The 17,971-nt window shown below is 57.9% G+C and carries 21 protein-coding genes; 8 read left to right on the forward strand and 13 right to left on the reverse strand.

Annotation, left to right across the window (positions count from 1 at the left end; genetic code table 11):
* Positions 1-45 precede the first annotated feature (45 nt).
* From cmoA to ACIGHL_RS19115, 4 genes are all read left to right on the forward strand, one after another.
* On the forward strand, positions 46-825 hold the full coding sequence (cmoA, locus tag ACIGHL_RS19100) for a carboxy-S-adenosyl-L-methionine synthase CmoA (RefSeq protein WP_181690040.1): 780 nt from the start codon (positions 46-48) through the stop codon (positions 823-825).
* Entirely contained in the window at positions 822-1,784 is a 963-nt protein-coding gene (gene cmoB / locus ACIGHL_RS19105) for a tRNA 5-methoxyuridine(34)/uridine 5-oxyacetic acid(34) synthase CmoB (protein WP_128121506.1), read from the forward strand. Before cmoA ends, cmoB begins: the two co-directional genes overlap by 4 nt.
* 432 nt (positions 1,785-2,216) lie before the next feature.
* Positions 2,217-3,107 carry a LysR substrate-binding domain-containing protein gene (locus tag ACIGHL_RS19110; RefSeq protein WP_128121556.1) on the forward strand — a complete coding sequence of 297 codons (891 nt, stop codon included), beginning with the start codon at positions 2,217-2,219 and terminating at the stop codon, positions 3,105-3,107.
* Between the two features lie 17 nt (positions 3,108-3,124).
* Positions 3,125-3,334 carry a DUF2905 domain-containing protein gene (locus ACIGHL_RS19115; RefSeq protein WP_128121507.1) on the forward strand — a complete coding sequence of 70 codons (210 nt, stop codon included), beginning with the start codon at positions 3,125-3,127 and terminating at the stop codon, positions 3,332-3,334.
* Positions 3,335-3,375: 41 nt separating this feature from the next.
* Here the strand turns inward: ACIGHL_RS19115 and pdxJ are convergent, their stop codons facing one another.
* From pdxJ to rpoE, 11 genes are all read right to left on the reverse strand, one after another.
* The gene (gene pdxJ, locus ACIGHL_RS19120; protein WP_128121508.1) at positions 3,376-4,122 is read right to left on the reverse strand and encodes a pyridoxine 5'-phosphate synthase; all 747 of its coding nucleotides are present in this window, start codon (positions 4,120-4,122) and stop codon (positions 3,376-3,378) included.
* Positions 4,115-4,807: a DNA repair protein RecO gene (recO, locus tag ACIGHL_RS19125; protein WP_128121509.1), complete on the reverse strand. Its 693-nt coding sequence runs from the start codon at positions 4,805-4,807 to the stop codon at positions 4,115-4,117. Before recO ends, pdxJ begins: the two co-directional genes overlap by 8 nt.
* A gap of 88 nt (positions 4,808-4,895) precedes the next feature.
* Complete coding sequence (gene era / locus ACIGHL_RS19130) at positions 4,896-5,807, reverse strand: GTPase Era (protein WP_128121510.1); 912 nt, start codon at positions 5,805-5,807, stop codon at positions 4,896-4,898.
* Positions 5,800-6,489 (reverse strand): ribonuclease III, encoded by a 690-nt coding sequence (rnc, locus tag ACIGHL_RS19135; protein ID WP_046162718.1) that lies wholly within the window; start codon positions 6,487-6,489, stop codon positions 5,800-5,802. The genes era and rnc overlap by 8 nt, the downstream gene beginning before the upstream one ends.
* On the reverse strand, positions 6,486-6,863 hold the full coding sequence (locus ACIGHL_RS19140; RefSeq protein ID WP_128121511.1) for a DUF4845 domain-containing protein: 378 nt from the start codon (positions 6,861-6,863) through the stop codon (positions 6,486-6,488). The genes rnc and ACIGHL_RS19140 overlap by 4 nt, the downstream gene beginning before the upstream one ends.
* Positions 6,864-6,952: 89 nt before the next feature.
* Positions 6,953-7,807, reverse strand: a complete 855-nt coding sequence (lepB, locus tag ACIGHL_RS19145; RefSeq protein ID WP_216706947.1) for a signal peptidase I — start codon at positions 7,805-7,807, stop codon at positions 6,953-6,955.
* A gap of 1 nt (position 7,808) precedes the next feature.
* Complete coding sequence (gene lepA / locus ACIGHL_RS19150; RefSeq protein WP_128121512.1) at positions 7,809-9,608, reverse strand: translation elongation factor 4; 1,800 nt, start codon at positions 9,606-9,608, stop codon at positions 7,809-7,811.
* Between the two features lie 405 nt (positions 9,609-10,013).
* Complete coding sequence (locus ACIGHL_RS19155) at positions 10,014-10,463, reverse strand: SoxR reducing system RseC family protein (RefSeq protein ID WP_128121513.1); 450 nt, start codon at positions 10,461-10,463, stop codon at positions 10,014-10,016.
* Positions 10,460-11,407 (reverse strand): MucB/RseB C-terminal domain-containing protein, encoded by a 948-nt coding sequence (locus tag ACIGHL_RS19160; RefSeq protein WP_128121514.1) that lies wholly within the window; start codon positions 11,405-11,407, stop codon positions 10,460-10,462. Before ACIGHL_RS19160 ends, ACIGHL_RS19155 begins: the two co-directional genes overlap by 4 nt.
* An 8-nt stretch (positions 11,408-11,415) precedes the next feature.
* Positions 11,416-12,015: a sigma-E factor negative regulatory protein gene (locus ACIGHL_RS19165; protein WP_128121515.1), complete on the reverse strand. Its 600-nt coding sequence runs from the start codon at positions 12,013-12,015 to the stop codon at positions 11,416-11,418.
* Positions 12,016-12,046: 31 nt separating this feature from the next.
* On the reverse strand, positions 12,047-12,628 hold the full coding sequence (gene rpoE, locus ACIGHL_RS19170) for an RNA polymerase sigma factor RpoE/AlgU (protein WP_019342233.1): 582 nt from the start codon (positions 12,626-12,628) through the stop codon (positions 12,047-12,049).
* Between the two features lie 354 nt (positions 12,629-12,982).
* On the opposite strand from rpoE, the gene nadB reads away from it, so the two are divergent.
* Positions 12,983-14,596 (forward strand): L-aspartate oxidase, encoded by a 1,614-nt coding sequence (nadB, locus tag ACIGHL_RS19175; RefSeq protein ID WP_128121516.1) that lies wholly within the window; start codon positions 12,983-12,985, stop codon positions 14,594-14,596.
* On the opposite strand, the gene ACIGHL_RS19180 is transcribed toward nadB, so the two are convergent.
* Entirely contained in the window at positions 14,565-15,020 is a 456-nt protein-coding gene (locus ACIGHL_RS19180) for a protein YgfX (protein WP_128121557.1), read from the reverse strand. The genes nadB and ACIGHL_RS19180 overlap by 32 nt on opposite strands.
* Positions 15,004-15,258, reverse strand: a complete 255-nt coding sequence (locus ACIGHL_RS19185; RefSeq protein WP_128121517.1) for an FAD assembly factor SdhE — start codon at positions 15,256-15,258, stop codon at positions 15,004-15,006. The genes ACIGHL_RS19180 and ACIGHL_RS19185 overlap by 17 nt, the downstream gene beginning before the upstream one ends.
* A gap of 154 nt (positions 15,259-15,412) precedes the next feature.
* On the opposite strand from ACIGHL_RS19185, the gene ygfZ reads away from it, so the two are divergent.
* From ygfZ to ACIGHL_RS19200, 3 genes are all read left to right on the forward strand, one after another.
* Positions 15,413-16,360: a CAF17-like 4Fe-4S cluster assembly/insertion protein YgfZ gene (gene ygfZ, locus ACIGHL_RS19190; protein WP_128121518.1), complete on the forward strand. Its 948-nt coding sequence runs from the start codon at positions 15,413-15,415 to the stop codon at positions 16,358-16,360.
* Between the two features lie 45 nt (positions 16,361-16,405).
* A complete protein-coding gene (locus ACIGHL_RS19195) occupies positions 16,406-17,242 on the forward strand; it encodes an HDOD domain-containing protein (protein ID WP_128121519.1) in 837 nt (278 codons plus the stop codon).
* Between the two features lie 200 nt (positions 17,243-17,442).
* Positions 17,443-17,961 carry a DUF4142 domain-containing protein gene (locus ACIGHL_RS19200; protein WP_128121520.1) on the forward strand — a complete coding sequence of 173 codons (519 nt, stop codon included), beginning with the start codon at positions 17,443-17,445 and terminating at the stop codon, positions 17,959-17,961.
* Positions 17,962-17,971: the final 10 nt, after the last annotated feature.

Raw genomic sequence — 17,971 nt, forward strand, 5'->3', positions numbered from 1 at the left:
CGACCGTCCACTTCGCGACGGCCATCCGCATGGCTTTCCGCTACAATGCCGCCCCTGTTTTCAGCCTGCCCAGACACCGCCGTGAGCCACGAACCCGATCGCCTGTTCGCCAAGCCCCTCGCCCAACCCCAGGACTTCGTCTTCAACGAGGACGTCGTGCGGGTCTTTCCCGACATGATCAAACGCTCGGTTCCGGGCTATCCCACCATCGTCGAGAACATCGGCGTGCTGGCCGCGCAGTTCGCCCAGCCGAACACCTGCCTCTATGACCTGGGATGTTCGCTGGGCGCGGTGACGCAAGCGTTGCGCCGGCACGTCAAGACGGATAATTGCCAGGTGATCGCCGTCGATAACTCTACTGCCATGGTCGAGCGCTGCCGTGAATACCTGCACGGGCAGGACTCGATGTTTCAAGAGTTGCTCCCGGTTGAGGTGATCGAAGCCGACGTGCTTGCCCTGCAGTTCCAGCCCGCCTCGCTGATCGCACTCAACTTCACTCTGCAGTTCATCCCGCCTGAAAAGCGGCCCGCTCTGCTAGGCGCCATCCGCCAGGCGCTGGTACCTGGGGGCACGCTGATTCTGTCGGAAAAGTTGCGCTTCGAAGACGAGCAGGAGCATGACCTGCTGACCGACCTGCATGTCGCATTCAAGCGCGCCAACGGCTACAGCGAACTGGAAATTGCGCAGAAACGCAGCGCCATCGAGAACGTGATGAAGCCCGACAGCCTGGAAACCCACCGTCAGCGCTTGCTGGAGGCCGGATTCACCAAGGTGGTGCCCTGGTTTCAATGCCTGAACTTCGCCTCGTTGATTGCGCTGCCATGAACCTTGACCTGACATCCCTCGCCTGGCGCCTGGCCGGCACCCCACTGGCCGCCTGGGCCAACGGCTTGCAGGCACAACTCGATGCCAAACTCGCCATCGGCCACGGTGACTTGCCGCGCTGGCGTCGCGCCGTCGATGCGCTGCCTGATATCAAACCCACCGCCGTCGAACTGCAAGCGGCTTTCCGCCTGGAAGCGGAGTGCGACGAGGACACCCGTGCGGCTACCCAAGACGCCTTGTTCGGCCTGTCGCCCTGGCGCAAGGGACCTTTCGAGGTGTTCGGCGTACATGTCGACACCGAATGGCGCTCGGATTGGAAATGGGACCGGGTTTCGCCGCATTTGGATTTGAGCGGCAAGCGCATCCTCGACGTCGGTTGCGGCAACGGCTATTACATGTGGCGCATGCTCGGCGCCGGTGCCGACTCGGTCGTCGGCATCGACCCGAACTGGCTGTTCTTCTGCCAGTTTCACGCGATGAAGCGCTACTTGGCGGAGCTGCCGGTCTGGCATCTGCCCATGGCGCTGGAGGAGTTGCCGCCCAAGCTCGAAGGCTTCGACACAGTCTTTTCCATGGGCGTGCTCTACCACCGACGCTCGCCTGTCGATCATCTGTTGGACCTGAAGGATTGCCTGATCAAGGGCGGCCAGCTGGTCGTGGAAACCTTGGTGATCGAGGGCAACGAACACACCGCTCTGGTCCCGGAAGACCGCTACGCGCAGATGCGTAATGTCTGGTTCCTGCCCTCGGTGGCGGCGCTGGAATGCTGGCTGCGGCGCGCTGGCTTCGTTGACGTGCGCTGCGTCGATGTCAGCATTACCAGCATCCAGGAGCAGCGCAGCACCGATTGGATGCGCTATCAGTCGCTGCCGGAGTTCCTGGACCCGCAGGATCACAGCAAGACCATCGAAGGCCTGCCCGCGCCGATGCGCGCCGTGTTGATCGCGCGCAAACCCTAACGCTGGACGCGCGCACTTCGCTGTTCTTCAACCAGCTGACGCAGCGACACCTGTGCTTTCTCCATCAAACGCGGGCGGCTCAGATCACGCATCCGCAATTGCCGGTCGCTGAGCGTGAGCAGCCGCCGATAGAGGCGACGCTTGCGCTAGGCCGCGAACCAGTCGAGCGCCCACTCTTGCAGTCCGAGGGGCCACATTGCCGGCATATAGAGATCCGGTCTCGCGGGCTCTTGCCGCGGACCTTTTGGTGCATCTGTCACTCGTCTGTCTGAACACTTCATTGCGCCCCCTAAGTACAAGGTGCGTCGGCGCACCCAGTGCCTGCCGACCGATATGGCCGGTGAAGTAAGACTGAGCGCACTTTACGATTCAAACAAACGACTAGAATAGAACGACCAGTTAAACAAAATTGAAGGCTAGCCAATGCCCGGAATGCCCGAACAGCTTCCCCAATCTGCGATGCCGCTATTGGAAATCGATGTGCTCCGTACCTTCGTCTCGATCGCCGAAAGCGGCAGTTTCACGCGCGCGGCAGGCCAGATCTTCCGGACCACGTCGGCCGTCAGCATGCAGATCAAGCGCCTCGAAACCATGCTCGGCTGTGCTCTCTTTGTCAGAGAAGCTCGGCGCATCACCCTGACCACTGAGGGTGAGCGGCTGCTGGGCTATGCCCGTCGGCTGCTGAAACTCAACGAAGAAGCGGTGAGCGCGTTTGTAACACCGCAGCTAAACGGCCAAGTACGTTTCGGTACGCCCGCCGATATTGGCACTCATATCTTGCCGGGCCTGCTGTCTCTGTTTGCACGGACCCATCCGGGCATCGAGGTGAACGTATCGGTTGGGCGGAGCGTCGACATGATTCAACGCATTGACGCCGGTGAGCTGGACGTAGCGCTCATCAGCGTCGGCAACCTTGGTCAGGATGATTCTCGTGGCGAGGTCATCCATAGCGAGCAGCTGGTCTGGGCCGGACGCGCCGGGGGCGTCGCGGTCGAGCGCGATCCGTTGCCCTTGGCGTTGTCTACTCCAGAATGCGCGTGGCGCCGCCAAGCGCTAGATGCGCTCGACAGAGCGGGACGGTCGTATCGAATTGCTTACTCCAGCGAGCAGTGCGCGGGTCAGGAAGCCGCGATGATCGCCGATCTAGCGGTAGCGCCCTATCCCTTGAGCCTGGTCAAGCCACCGCTCAAACGCATGGACGAAGGCGAAAATCTTCCGTCGTTGGGTGTGTACCGGATCAAGCTATTGTGCGCCCCCGGCTGCAGTGAGCCCGTACAAGTCCTGGCCCGGCACGTCGTGGCAGCTTTTGCCGCTTATCACTGACCAGAACAGGAGGCGATATGGCGAAATGGTTGATCGTCGCAGGGTTGTTCCTGCTTATGCTGGGCGTGCTACTTCATTACGCGCCGGGATTATTAAGCTGGTTCGGCAAACTGCCCGGCGATATTCGTATCGAATCGGAGCACAGCAGAACCTTCATCCCCATCACCTCAATGATCATCCTGAGCGTGGTACTGACGGTTCTGCTGAATATCTTCTTCCGACGCTAACCAGCGAAAGCAATCTGTAGCAAACGCAACCGCTCAGCGCATCAGCCGCGCGCCGCTGCGGTGAGAATGAGATGCTTCATTTCCTTGACGGCCTGTTTGAAGCCAACGAACAGCGCGTGAGCAACGATGGCGTGTCCGATGTTCAGCTCATTGACCCCGCGGATCGCGGCGATGGCCTCAGCGTTGTGATAGTGCAAGCCATGACCGGCGTTGACGATCAGCCCATGACTCAGACCGGACTCGACTCCGTCACGGATTCTCGCCAGCTCGCAGGCCCGCTCGGCCACAGAGTGGGCATCGGCGTAGCGCCCGGTGTGCAACTCGATGGCCGGGGCGCCAATACGCGCGGCGGCTTCGATCTGCCGTGGATCAGCATCAATGAACAGCGACACTTCCGCGCCACCGGCAGCCAGCCGCATGACGGCGTCACGGATGCGGGATTCCTGGCCAGCCACGTCGAGGCCGCCTTCAGTGGTCAATTCCTGGCGCGTTTCCGGAACCAGACACACATGCTCCGGGCGCAACTGCTCGGCAAAAACCAGCATGGCCTCAGTCACGCCCATTTCGAAGTTCATCCGGGTCTGCAGCGCGTCTTTCATCATCAGCACGTCACGCTCCTGAATGTGCCGACGATCTTCGCGCAGGTGCACCGTGATGCCATCGGCCCCTGCCTCCTCCGCATCTAACGCGGCCTTGACCGGATCCGGGTAACGAGTGCCACGCGCCTGGCGCAGGGTGGCGACATGATCGACATTAACGCCGAGCAGGATTCGATTGGCTTCAGTCACGCGGGACCTCCCTAATATTCATGAACAGTTCACGGCTGACCAGTGGCCGGCCGCCCAGGTGCGGTGCCAGAGCCTGCCGCATCAATCTTTTCGCCGCGGCCAGTGCTCCCGGCACACTCCAGTCGGCCTCAGCCATGGCCAGGAGTTCCGCTCCATTGAAGAGGCCCGGCTGAAACTGCCCGACCGGTTCAAGCCCAGTGTCGGGCAACAGCCGATAGAGCCCCTGACTCGTGATCGGCTGGTCGGCAATGTCCCGGTCCAGGGCAAACCCATAGCCGAGCTCGGTAAGCAGCCGCCATTCGAAGGAGCGCAGGATTGGCTCGAGGGGTCGTTTGGCGGCAAGCGCCGGTAAGGTCGCTGCGTAGTGATCGAACATGGCGGGATGGGCGTCTTCGGCGGGGAGCAGACGGATCAGCAATTCGTTAAGGTACATACCGCTGAAGAGCGCGTTGCCGTCAAGCCAGTAGGCCAGCCCGGCGCCTTCGAGCCGCCCGACGCTCTTCAGCTCCCCGCGACCTCGAAACTCGACCTCGAGCGGGACGAAGGGACGCGCCAGATTGCCCGCCTTACCCCGCGCCCCACGCAACACTGCCCGCAGCCGCCCTTGCGGCGTAAAGAAATCCACCAGCGCGCTGCTTTCGCGATAGGGCCGGCTGTGCAGCACAAAGGCGGTTTGAGCGGTCATGGGATCTAGGTCGTAGGCAGAAACGGAGCGAATGCCTTTGTCCGACCGCCAAGGCTGCGGCAGTCGGACCGGTGTCGCGGCCTTAGCGTCAGCTGTAGCCGAGCGAGTGCAGTGCGCGCTCGTCGTCGGACCAACCGCTCTTCACCTTGACCCAGAGGTTGAGCATGACCTTGGAGTCAAACAGCACTTCCATGTCCTTGCGCGCTTCCTGGCCGATGCGCTTGATGCGCTCGCCCTTGTCGCCAATGATGATCTTCTTCTGCCCGTCTCGCTCGACCAGAATCAATGCATGGATATGCAGCACGCGCCCTTGTTGCTTGAAATCTTCGATTTCGACGGTGATCTGATAGGGCACCTCGGCACCCAGCTGACGCATGATCTTTTCCCGCACCAGTTCAGCTGCCAGAAAACGACTGCTGCGGTCGGTGATCTGGTCCTCGGGGAAGAAATGCTCGTTCTCTGGAAGATGCGAGGCAACCAGCTTTTCAAACACATCGAGATTTTGCCCGTGCTGGGCGGAGATCGGTACGATTTCAGCGTTAGGAAGCTGCTGAGCCAACCATTCGAAATGTGGCAGCAATTCGCCTTTGTCCTCGACGCGATCAGTCTTGTTGACCGCCACGATGACCGGCCCTTCAACATACTGGACACGCTCAAGCACCAGCTGATCCTCATCGGTCCAGCGCGTACGATCAACAACGAAGACGACAACGTCGACGTCCTTCAAGGCTGAAGAAGCGGTGCGGTTCATATAACGGTTGAGTGCCGTCTCACCATTCTTGTGCAGGCCAGGGGTGTCGACATAGACCGCCTGAACGGTGCCCTCGGTCTTGATTCCGAGCATATTGTGTCGTGTCGTCTGCGGCTTGCGCGACGTGATCGCGAGCTTCTGCCCCAAGACGTGATTGAGGAGCGTTGACTTACCCACATTGGGCCTTCCAACTATGGCTACATAGCCGCAGCGGCTGACGTCTTCGCCTTCAATTCGTTCATCAGTCATTCCCGTTCTCCACGCCGAGCGCTATCAATGCCGAGGCAGCGGCAACCTGTTCGGCAATACGCCTGCTAGCACCCTGCCCCTGAGTCTTCTCATTGAGCAACGATACCTGGCACTCGACGAAGAACGTCCGGCAATGCGGTTCGCCCTGAATCGCAACCACTTCGTACTTCGGTAATTCGCATGCCCGCGATTGCAGAAATTCCTGCAGGCGGGTCTTTGGATCTTTGTTCGTATCAACGAGCGTAAGCCCTTCCAGCTCGTTGGCAAGCCAAGCCAGCACGCGGTCACGCGCCGCCTCCATGCCCGCATCAAGATATATGGCGCCAATCAAAGCTTCGAGCGTATCAGCAAGGATCGATTCACGGCGAAAGCCACCGCTCTTCAACTCGCCAGAACCAAGCCGCAGGTATTCTCCGAGCTCGAAACCGCGTGCGAGCACGGCAAGCGTTTCGCCTTTAACCAGTCGCGCGCGCAGCCGAGAGAGCTGCCCTTCCTTGGCTTGCGGAAAGTGGTTGAACAACGCCTCGCCGGCGATAAAGTTGAGGATGGCATCGCCAAGAAACTCCAGACGCTCGTTATTGCGTCCGGCATAGCTGCGATGTGTCAGAGCCAGGAGCATCAGCTCCTGGTCTTTGAATTGATATCCGAGCCTACGCTCGAGACGGGCTAACGAAGTGCTCACGGCATCCTTAGGCGATATTCTTTATCGAAGTTCGCCACCAGATCGAGATTGCGGATCAGGGGCTCGCGTTTTTCATAGTCCAAGTGAACCTTGAACTCGTTATTTTCAATCACGACCTTCATCGCCTCTTCGAGGTTCAGGTCGCGAATACCATTCACATCCATGCCCTTGCGCACATGGCTAAAAAAATCTCCCACGGTGCGGATGTCTGCCGCCTTGTCACTTTCAACCCCAGAGATGATCTTGTCCATGGACATATAGTCGAAATAATGCGGCAGCATCTTAAATGCGGTGCTGGCAAAAAACGCCACCAACGCCAGCACCATGATCCAGCTCAGCATGGACAGGCCTTTTTGCGAACGAGCGAAACTCATGTCGACCTCTATGTCGTACGTTACCCGCGGATTGGGGCTGTTCAAATATAGCGGGCCGGCTCGCCGGAACCGGGCCCTGATTCACAGACTCAGTGAATCAATCCAACCCGCGAAAAATGCGGTAAGTTGCTGAACTTCGGATCAGGCCAGCTCATCCATACGGCGAAGGCTTTGCCGACGATGTTGCGGTCTGGAACCATGCCGGCTAGTTCAGCTGGAATCGCCGCATCGTGCCAGTAGCGGCTGTCGTTGGAATTGTCGCGGTTGTCGCCCATCATGAAGTAATGGCCTTGCGGAACGCGCCACTCGCGGTTGGGCTCGATCCGATAGCGGGCCATTTCCTTGCGAATGAGGTGTTCTACCTCACCGAGCTTCTCTTGGTACAGCTTCGCGCTGCCCAAGCTGCCAGGTTCCTCGCCAATCAGTATTTCGGGAACCAACTCTCCATTAATGCTCAAACGCTTGTCGCTGCTATACCGGATTACATCGCCAGGCAGGCCTATAACACGCTTGATGTAGTTAATGTTGGGATCGCTGGGATATCTAAATACCATCACATCCCCACGTTTCGGATCACTGACATCGATGATCTTGGTATCTACCACGGGTAGCCGAATACCATAGGCGAATTTGTTTACCAGTATGAAGTCGCCGACCTCAAGCGTCGGAATCATCGAACCGGATGGAATCTGGAATGGTTCGATAAGAAACGAGCGCAGCACCAGAACGATCGCAAGAACCGGGAAAAAGGACTTGCCGTACTCAATAAGAACCGGCTCTTTGTTCAAAGCGTCCAACGTCGATTGGTCAAGCTCCCCAGCCTGGCCTTCATAGTTGGCTATCGCAGCCCGGCGACGTGGCGCGAAGATCAGTAGATCGAGTAGTGCCAAAAATCCACATACCGCAACGGCGATGACCAGCAACAGCGGGAAATTGATCGACATGTCAGCTATCTACCTTGAGCACGGCAAGGAAGGCTTCCTGTGGAATCTCAACGTTGCCGACCTGCTTCATCCGCTTCTTACCGGCCTTCTGCTTTTCAAGGAGTTTGCGTTTACGACTTACGTCACCGCCGTAGCACTTCGCCAGAACGTTCTTACGCAACGCTTTCACAGTGCTTCGCGCGACGATCTGACCGCCCAGCGCAGCCTGGATGGCGACGTCGAACATCTGCCTGGGGATTAGCTCCTTCATCTTCTCGACAAGGATCCGCCCTTTGTAATGCGCATTGTCGCGGTGCACGATCAACGCTAGCGCGTCGACCTTGTCGCCGTTGATCAGGATATCCAGACGGGTGAGATTGGCGGACTGGAAGCACTCGAAGCTGTAATCCAGCGAGGCATAGCCCCGGCTGACCGATTTGAGACGGTCGAAGAAGTCGAGCACCACTTCGCTCATGGGCAGGTCATAGCGCACCTGGACCTGCGTTCCGAGAAACTGAAGGTCACGCTGAACGCCACGCTTTTCCACGCAAAGCGTAATAACGCTACCCAAATGCTCCTGGGGTACGAGAATGTTGGCCCGCACAATGGGCTCACGCATATCCTCGATCGAGGAAAGATCGGGTAGCTTGGACGGGCTATCGACATAGATAGTCTCGCCGTTTTTCAACAATAGTTCATAGACCACTGTCGGCGCCGTGGTGATCAGATCCAGGTCGTACTCGCGTTCGAGGCGCTCCTGGATGATCTCCATATGCAGCATGCCGAGGAAGCCGATGCGGAAGCCGAATCCAAGCGCATCCGAGCTTTCCGGCTCGTACTGCAGCGCGGCATCGTTGAGCGTCAACTTTTGCAACGCCTCGCGGAAGTCTTCGAAATCGTCCGAGCTAACCGGAAACAGACCCGCATAGACCTGCGGCTTGACCCGTTTGAAACCGGGCAACATTTCAACGTCAGGCGTATTCGAGAGTGTCAGGGTGTCACCAACCGGTGCACCGTGAATATCCTTGATGCCGGCAATAATAAAGCCTACTTCGCCAGCCTTGAGGTCGACCGTACTCGTGTGTTTCGGGTTGAACACACCCACGCTGTCGACCTGATGTACCTTGCCGGTGGACTTGACCAGGACCTTGTCGCCCTTTTTGATCCGACCATGGCGAACTCGCACCAGCGAGACGACACCGAGATAGTTGTCGAACCAAGAGTCGATAATCAGCGCCTGCAGGGGCGCATCAATTTCTCCCGTCGGAGCGGGGATGACAGACACTAGACGCTCAAGCACATCGTCTACACCCATGCCGCTCTTAGCGCTACACGCCACAGCATCGGTCGCATCGATACCGATAATATGCTCGATTTCGCCCTTGACCTTATCGGGGTCGGCCTGCGGCAAATCCATCTTGTTCAGCACGGGCATCACTTCCAAGCCCTGCTCGATGGCTGTATAGCAGTTGGCTACCGATTGCGCTTCAACGCCCTGCCCAGCATCGACCACCAGCAACGCACCTTCGCAAGCGGCGAGCGAGCGACTGACCTCGTAGGTGAAATCTACGTGGCCTGGGGTGTCGATGAAGTTCAGCTGATAGGTCTTGCCGTCCTTCGCCTTGTAGTAAAGCGTGACGCTGTGCGCCTTGATGGTGATGCCTCGTTCACGCTCGAGGTCCATCGAATCCAGCACCTGGGCGTTCATTTCACGCTCGGTCAAACCGCCACACATTTGAATGAAACGGTCAGCCAGGGTCGACTTGCCATGATCGATGTGCGCGATGATAGAAAAATTGCGGATATGACTCAGGTCGCTCACAGCTCAACACTCTAATACGTCGCGAGCCGATTGCCCGCCGAAAATAGCCGCAAAGTGTACCTGATAGGTCTATTCAGTGCCACGCCGGAGCCTAGGACGTGCATGATCAGCCTTCCGCCACGGCAACGTGCACACTACTGCTGATAGGCCGATGCAGAAAAGCGGCCGAAGAGCCCGCTATTTCTGAAGTTAGAGAATACTGTTCGGCGAGCTTGAAGACAGCGGAACTTGCCCGCTCATCGCGCAATACGCGTGGTGAAATTGAACAGTTCTACTGAAATTGCGGATGGCTCGACCTGAGGCTGAGGCAGAACCGATCACTCGGTGGCCAAGTGGATGATGATCTAATCGAGGTGCAGCCTATTATGCTGACAGCCCGCTTGCGAGACGGAATAAACCGCCCGACTACCCAGCCCTAGCTGCCAAAGCCGCACGCAACACGACCGGCTGCAACGCCGGATCGGCTGAGGTCTGCTGGCTGCGCTTGCGTACCACGAGCCAGGCGACCAGAAAGCCGCCTAGTCCAGCAAGCATCACGTAAGGCTCGGGAGCCGAAAGCTGGGAAGCGACGAGCGCAAAGATGAAAAGCATGATCAGCGGAAAAAGGTAGACAAGCACGGCGCCGTGTAGCAATACGCTTTCACGGATACCGACCACAACGGTATCCCCTACGCTAAGCCGAAGATCACATAACGCCAGTATCAAACCACGACGCTCGCGAACACCAAGCCTCTCAACCAGGCCCTGCCCACAGCCACTCCTCACGGAACAACCGGAACAGGTACTACTGCGCTCCGTCTCAACCCAAACAGCGCCGGGCGCCAATGCAACTACGCGACCTGTTTCCTCGATCATTGCGACGCCTGATCAGCCCCGGCGCGCATGGACAATGCAATTCGCTCCGCCGTGCCTAGAGGGATTTCCCCAATTACAGTAACCATGACATCGCCGCCAGCCGTAGAAATACGCTTCGAAACAGCCACCGTAGGCCCCATTTGGCTGCGCGCGTCTTCAACTACAGCACCGTCCAGCGGCTCGATAAATACCGATACGCGAGCGATACCATCACTATAAGACAACCAAGTGACCGGCTCTTTTGAGGCGGGACTCGGACGCACATCTGAGTCGATCAGCTGAAACCCATCTGGCAACCAATCAGAGCGCCATTTCGTTGATGTAAGTTCTTTTTGCTCGACAGCAAGCGAGACCGGTTCGCAATCCGCCCCCCCTTCCACATCTGCTGGCTCCACTGAACCTGGCGTGAAATGCGTGAACTGAAAGCGCTCAAGCAGTTGCCCGCTTTCATCAAGCAACAGTGATTTAAGCGGTAGGGATGTCTCTCTATCGAGATGCAGCTCGAAGCCATAGCGGTGCTGGTCCCTAGGACGCACGGCTAGCGCAACCGTGGGCCGCCCTGCGACTCGGGATTCGCCGATCACCTGAAAGCTGTACCATTTGGAAAGCGCCTCCGGCTCCAGCTGATGCTGGCGCCAAGGCGTGGCTTCCCGCACCTGGGACGCCATATCTTCGGTCGCACACTGGATCTTTCCGTTGAGGATCACAACCTCTGCAGCGGGACCGTCTAGCTGCAACAGTCGCTCACGCGACTGTTGACCATCTACCAACTGCCAGACAGCATGACTGGAAAAGCTTCCGTTGCGCTCATAGACGAAAGTGCCTTGATAGCTTTGCTTTTTCTCAGCATCTGCAAGTCGCTGCATCATGAGATCGGCTTCAGCAGCAAAGGCCGGCATCGATAGCCAGCCTCCGAGCACCACAAACAGCGGTATCACACGCATGTTGTTCCTTAACGATCTTCCATGCTGGCTGCGCGAGCGTAGGGCAGCGCACTTTCCGAACCGCTACCGAAAGCGGCCTGCTGAGCGTGCTGACGAACATAAGCCGGCAATCTCTTTTCATGCCAACTTTCAGGCGAACCTTCCGCCCCAGTCACTTGGGCACCGGGAGCAACCGTACCCTCACTATAGCCTGCCAGCACGGCGGGCCCCTGGCTAGCTTGCGGCACTGCGATACTAGGCTGCGCAGCCTGCCGAGCAATCTGAGGTCCAGCAACTTCGCTCTGATTGTAGAGGCGTACGCCTGCCAACACAGCGACTGTAACCGATGCCGCGACAGCAAGACGGCCTACATTACGCCAAGCGAAGCGCTGTGGCTTAACCGCAGTAATTTCAGGCTCTTCAGCCAACGCCGCCGAAACTGCCGACGCAATATCCAAACGAGGCTCGATCAGCTCCTTGTGCATTGCGGCACGGGCGATCTGATAACGCGACCAAGTCGATCGCATTTCACTGTCGCTCTCAGCGGAGAGCACTCGACGTAATTCCAACTCGTCCGCTTCGTTATCCATCACCGCGGACAGCGATTCATGCAGGGCTTCACGACTCATGGCGGTTCCTCTCTTGGCTATCGCCGCTGTCTCAGGATTCATGCAACAGGGGTTGCAATGCTTTATCGATGGCTTCCCGCGCCCGGAATATCCGTGAGCGGACCGTACCCACCGGACACTGCATAACATTTGCAATGTCTTCATAACTAAGACCATCAAATTCACGCAGTGTTAGAGCCGTGCGTAAATCTTCAGGAAGTTGTTGGATAGTTCTGTGAACGGTGTCCTCAATTTCATCCCTGAGAAGTGCGCGCTCCGGCGACTCAATGTCCTTGAGAGCATGATCTCCCTCATAGAACTCCGCATCCTCGGAACTGACATCGCTGTCAGGCGGCCTTCTCCCACGAGCCACCAAATGATTCTTTGCCGTGTTAATGGCAATGCGGTACAGCCACGTATAAAAAGCACTGTCTCCGCGGAAGTTCGCAAGCGCACGATAGGCTTTAATAAAGGCTTCTTGCGCAACATCCTGAGCTTCGTGAGAATCATGTACAAAGCGAACGATCAACCCTAAGATTTTGTGCTGATATTTCAATACCAGCAAATCGAAAGCCCGTTTATCTCCTCGCTGCACTCGCTCGACCAGTTGCTGGTCCTGCTCCTGGGTTAGCATAAACACTCCTCCATGACCCGGAAGGGGTGCTGCGCTCGCCTACGAGCTGACCTGCCAGAATAGACCCGGGCTTTACACAAAAGTTCTCCCCCTCCAAGCAAGCATTCCTGCAACACACCTGACGGCATTGGCGAGCGACGCCTCAAAACGAACCGTTCCGATGGCGCCACCCTGGTATCCACAGCAAAACCCCGCCGCCCACCGAACGATGGCCAGCCGGTCTGCATCCACAACTGTCTATAGAGACAAGCCTGCAAGAAAAGTTCCAAAGCATCCCGCCAAGTCCAACAAGGCCCGCTATTTTGCAGGGGGACGCACCTATATACTAGGGCTCGCCTCAACGTGAGATTCGAAATGAGCCGACATTATCAATACGACGTTCTTGTGATAGGCAGCGGCGCAGCCGGCTTGACCCTAGCGCTCAACCTGCCGCCCTCACTCCGGGTTGCAGTACTGAGCAAGGGCGACCTGGCCAATGGCTCCACGTATTGGGCTCAAGGCGGTGTGGCTGCAGTGCTGGACACTACCGACACAATCGAATCCCACGTCGCCGACACCCTCGTTGCCGGTGGCGGGCTATGCAAGGAAGAAGCGGTACGCTTTACAGTGGAGCACAGCCGCGAAGCCATCCAGTGGCTGATCGAGCAAGGCGTGCCCTTCACCCGGGACGACGCCGAGCGCGAAGCTGACGGCTTCGAATACCACCTGACGCGAGAAGGCGGACATAGCCACAGACGCATCATCCATGCTGCCGATGCGACCGGCGCCGCGATTTTCAACACCCTGCTTTCCCGTGCTCACGATCGGGAAAACATCGATCTACTGCACCAGCGCGTTGCCGTAGACCTGATCACCGAACGCAAGCTGGGCCTGACCGGTAAGCGTTGCCTTGGCGCTTATGTGCTTGATCGAACCAACGGAGAAGTGGACACCTTCCAGGCAAAATTTACCGTACTGGCGACGGGTGGCGCCGCAAAGGTGTACCTGTATACCAGTAACCCCGACGGAGCATGCGGCGACGGCATCGCAATGGCTTGGCGCGCGGGATGCAGGGTGGGCAATCTAGAGTTCAACCAATTTCATCCAACCTGCCTGTACCATCCAAAAGCCAAGAGCTTTCTGATTACCGAGGCATTGCGCGGCGAGGGCGCCGTGCTGAGACTGCCCAGCGGCGAACGCTTCATGCCACGCTTCGACCCGCGCGCGGAACTGGCGCCCCGCGACATCGTAGCCCGTGCGATCGATCATGAGATGAAGCGCCTCGGCATCGACTGCGTCTATCTGGATATCAGCGATAAACCTACAGAATTCATCAAAGCGCATTTCCCGACCGTTTATGAGCGCTGCCTGGAATTCGGTATCGACATTACGTGCGAGCCGATCCCAGTGGTGCCAGCGGCCCACTACACCTGCGGCGGAGTGCTGGTCAACCAGACTGGTAGAACCGACATACCAGGGCTGTATGCGATCGGCGAAACCAGCTTCACCGGCTTGCACGGCGCCAACCGTATGGCCAGCAATTCGCTCCTGGAGTGTTTTGTTTACGCCCGCGCCGCCGCTCAAGACATGCTTCGCGAGCTACCCGGCGTCACCGCTTCCATAGCTTTACCCACGTGGGACGCAACTCAAGTGACCGACTCGGACGAGGACGTGATCATTGCGCACAATTGGGACGAGCTTCGACGGTTCATGTGGGACTACGTAGGCATCGTTCGCACCACCAAGCGACTGATGCGCGCGCAGCACCGGGTTCGCTTGCTGCTTGGAGAAATCGATGAGTTCTATAGTAATTACAAAGTCAGCCGGGACCTCATCGAACTGCGGAATCTAGCAACGGTTGCAGAACTGATGATCGGTTCGGCCATGCAACGCAAGGAAAGCCGAGGCCTGCATTTCACGCTGGACTACCCTGACCAGCTGCCGGAAGCGACGGACACTATCCTGGTACCGCCCACCTACGACGACTGAACTTCAACCTGAGCCGCAGACGCCGGTGCTGCTCCGCCGCCATTACCCCTTGCGGAATGCAGAGCCCTCGGGCGAACCAGTTATCTGGCTGCCTGAATCGCAACACTACGACCAGCGGCAGCGCGATACTGTCAGGTAGCACCTGCACGGGCTCCCAACCCCTCTCCCGACTCCAGAGCGACCACCCGTTTTGATCATGGCGCAGACCAAGCCAGGAACAACGACGACAAAACAAGAGGCGAGACGGTATCGCCCAGGCAGCGTGCAACACGCAAAGCAGCAACCCGAACATGCGCAGCCAGAATGGTACAGGCAGTATCAATAGCGCGCTTACGGCCAGCAGCAGCATCACCAAGTATATAGCTAACAGCGGGCCAGATGCCCGCCAGCGGCATTCGAATGCCTGGCTACTTTGGTTGGACACGGTCAAGAATCATACGGACTATGCAGCGTAGATCCTCGTCATCGGGCACGGCGCGCTCCATGAACCAGCCAAACATGTCCTGATCTTCACAGCACAGCAGCTTGCGATAGCGGCGCTGGTCTTCTTCATCGAGCTGCGGATAGACCTCCTTGACGAAAGGCACCAGCAGTACATCCAGTTCGAGCATGCCGCGGCGGCTCTGCCAGAACAGACGATTGAGTTCGGATTGTTCGACCATGCAAATGCTCCTGAGTTGAAGCTCGGCATTATAGCGACTGCCGTGAACGGGCGGCACAAGCATTAGCAGGCCTACGGAGTGGCAGCTGGTGCACACTGTATTTCGCCGATGGCCTGTTATGATGCCGATCCGGATTTCTCCACGGCGACTCGTCATGACTGACACTGCTTTTTTCTGCGTTCTGTCGCATGAAGGCATCCTGGCCGTACGCGGCTCGGATGCCAGTAAATTTCTACAAGGGCAACTGACCTGCAACCTCAATTACCTTGATGACCAACATTCCAGCCTCGGTGCGCGCTGCACACCCAAGGGACGAATGCAGTCCAGCTTCCGCATCGTGCCGGAGGGCGACGGCTATCTGCTGGCGATGGATCGCGGGCTGGTCCAGCCACAACTCGCCGACCTCGCAAAGTTCGCTGCCTTCTCGAAGTCCAAACTGCATGACGAGAGCGCTGAGTGGGTTCGCTTCGGGCTCAGCGGAGGTGATGGCGCACTTGTCAGCCTCGGCCTAGATCTTCCCCAGACGGCCGACGTCATGGTCGCCGCGCATGGATTGATCGCCGTACGCCTTAACGATGGCCGCGCCGAACTCTGGACCCATGCGAAAGACGCCGGGACCACCCAACTCCGACTGGCGTCCCAGCTTCCCGAAGCCTCGCTCGATCGCTGGCAGCTCGCTCAGATTCGCGCCGGCATCGGTCAGGTAGTTGCAGCCACTCGCGAGCTGTTCATCCCGCAGATGATCAACCTTCAGGCATTAGGCGGCGTCAGTTTCAAAAAAGGCTGCTATACCGGCCAGGAAATCGTCGCGCGAATGCAATACCTCGGCAAACTGAAGCGCCGCCTGCATCGCCTTGCCGCGCAAAATCACGACGTAGAAGTGCCGGCTCCGGGGCTTGAAGTCTACTCCCCGGTGCATGGTTCAAGCGTAGGTGAAGTCGTCATGGCAGCAAGCGCCGAGGGCGCTCTAGAGCTGCTAGCCGTGCTGCAGGAAGATGCCGCGGCGGATGGCCGACTATTTCTCGGCTCCCCGGATGGCCCTCCACTGACTCTGCTGCAGTTGCCCTATACGCTTGACGCGGATCGGGAAATCCAGCGTTAACCATTGCCAGCCACATTCCACACCGAATTATAAGTAAGGAAAGACATGAGCACTCTTGCCGACAAGGTCCAGCAGGCACTTACACAGGCGATCGAAAACGACGAACTGGTCCTGCCGACGCTTCCGGAAGTTGCATTGCGCGTGCGAGAAGCTGCAGAGGATCCGGACGTAAGCATTCCCACGCTGGCCAAGGTGATCGGCAATGACACTGCCCTCACTGCACGCATCATTAAAGTGGTAAACAGCCCGTTGCTGCGTACCAACAGGGAAATAAACGATCTGCAGATGGCGATCAGCCGCCTCGGCATCAACTACACGTCGAACCTGGCGACCGGCCTGGCGATGGAGCAGATGTTCCAAGCGACTACGGACGTTGTGGATCGCAAGATGCGTGAGGTCTGGAACAAGAGCACAGAGATCGCAGCTATCAGCCATGTGCTTTGCCGTAACTTCACACGCCTCCCAGCCGATCAGGCAACGTTGGCAGGCCTGGTTCACCAGATTGGAGTCCTGCCGATCCTGACGTACGCAGAAGAGCACAGCGCGCTGCTCAGCGATTCGATCAGCCTCAACCATGTTATCGATCGGATTCATCCCATTATCGGTGAAAAGATTCTTCGTGCCTGGGAGTTCCCCGATCCGATCGCCACGGTCCCCGCGCAGTACCTCGATTTTTCCCGAGCCTCAGCCAAGGTAGATTACGTCGACATAGTCCAGGTCGCGACGCTGCAGAGCTACATCGGCACCTCGCACCCCTTTACGCAGCTCGACTGGAACCAGATTCCCGCATTCGCCAAGCTCGGTCTTGATCCCAATACATTGTTGCAAGAGGACGAAGATCTCTCAGCTGCGATGGACGCCGCGATGAGCATGCTTCAGTAAATAGCGCGCGGGTGCCGCCCGGCACCTGCACTTCTTGGTCTCCGCTCCAGCGTAGCCTCACCGACCGACCGCTCGCCTGACGCAAGGAACCGCTACCGCGGCTCCTAGTCATTAAATAGACGGCGCTCTTGCCGCATCTTGATTGCGCTCTTGGCCTATGCCTCGACGCTACGAGCTTGTCCGCTTGAAGGAGACTAACGATGAACCGCACGACCAAGACGTTCTTTTCGGGTACCGCGGCGCTGCTTTTCAGCGTAGCTGCAAACTTCGCCCTCGCCGCAGAGGGTGAAAATTTCGTAGACGAAGCATCGGCAAAAGGCATCGCCGAAATCGAAGCCGCTAAGCTGGCCATGAGCGAAAGCAAGTCTGAGGACATCAAGACCTTCGCCCAGAAAATGATCGATGATCACACCAAGTCGAACCAGAAACTCGCCGAGTTAGCCCGCCAGCACGAAGACCTGGAAATGTCTGACGATGCCACATTGATGGATCAGGCAAAGGCCATGATTCTTGAACTGCGCGAAGGCGAAAATTTCGATGAGGCCTATGCAAACAATCAGGTCGTAGCGCATGAGCAAACCATCGAGCTTTATCGTGAATATGCCAAAAACGGTGAGAACCCCGAGCTCAAGAAGTACGCCGAGTCGACTTTGAACACACTGGAGCAGCACCTGAAAAAGGCTCAGGAGCTGGCCTCAAAGCACGGCGAACAACAGTAAACCTATCCTG

Source organism: Pseudomonas sp. NPDC077451 (genome assembly GCF_044543345.1).
Classification (GTDB): Bacteria; Pseudomonadota; Gammaproteobacteria; order Pseudomonadales; family Pseudomonadaceae; genus Stutzerimonas.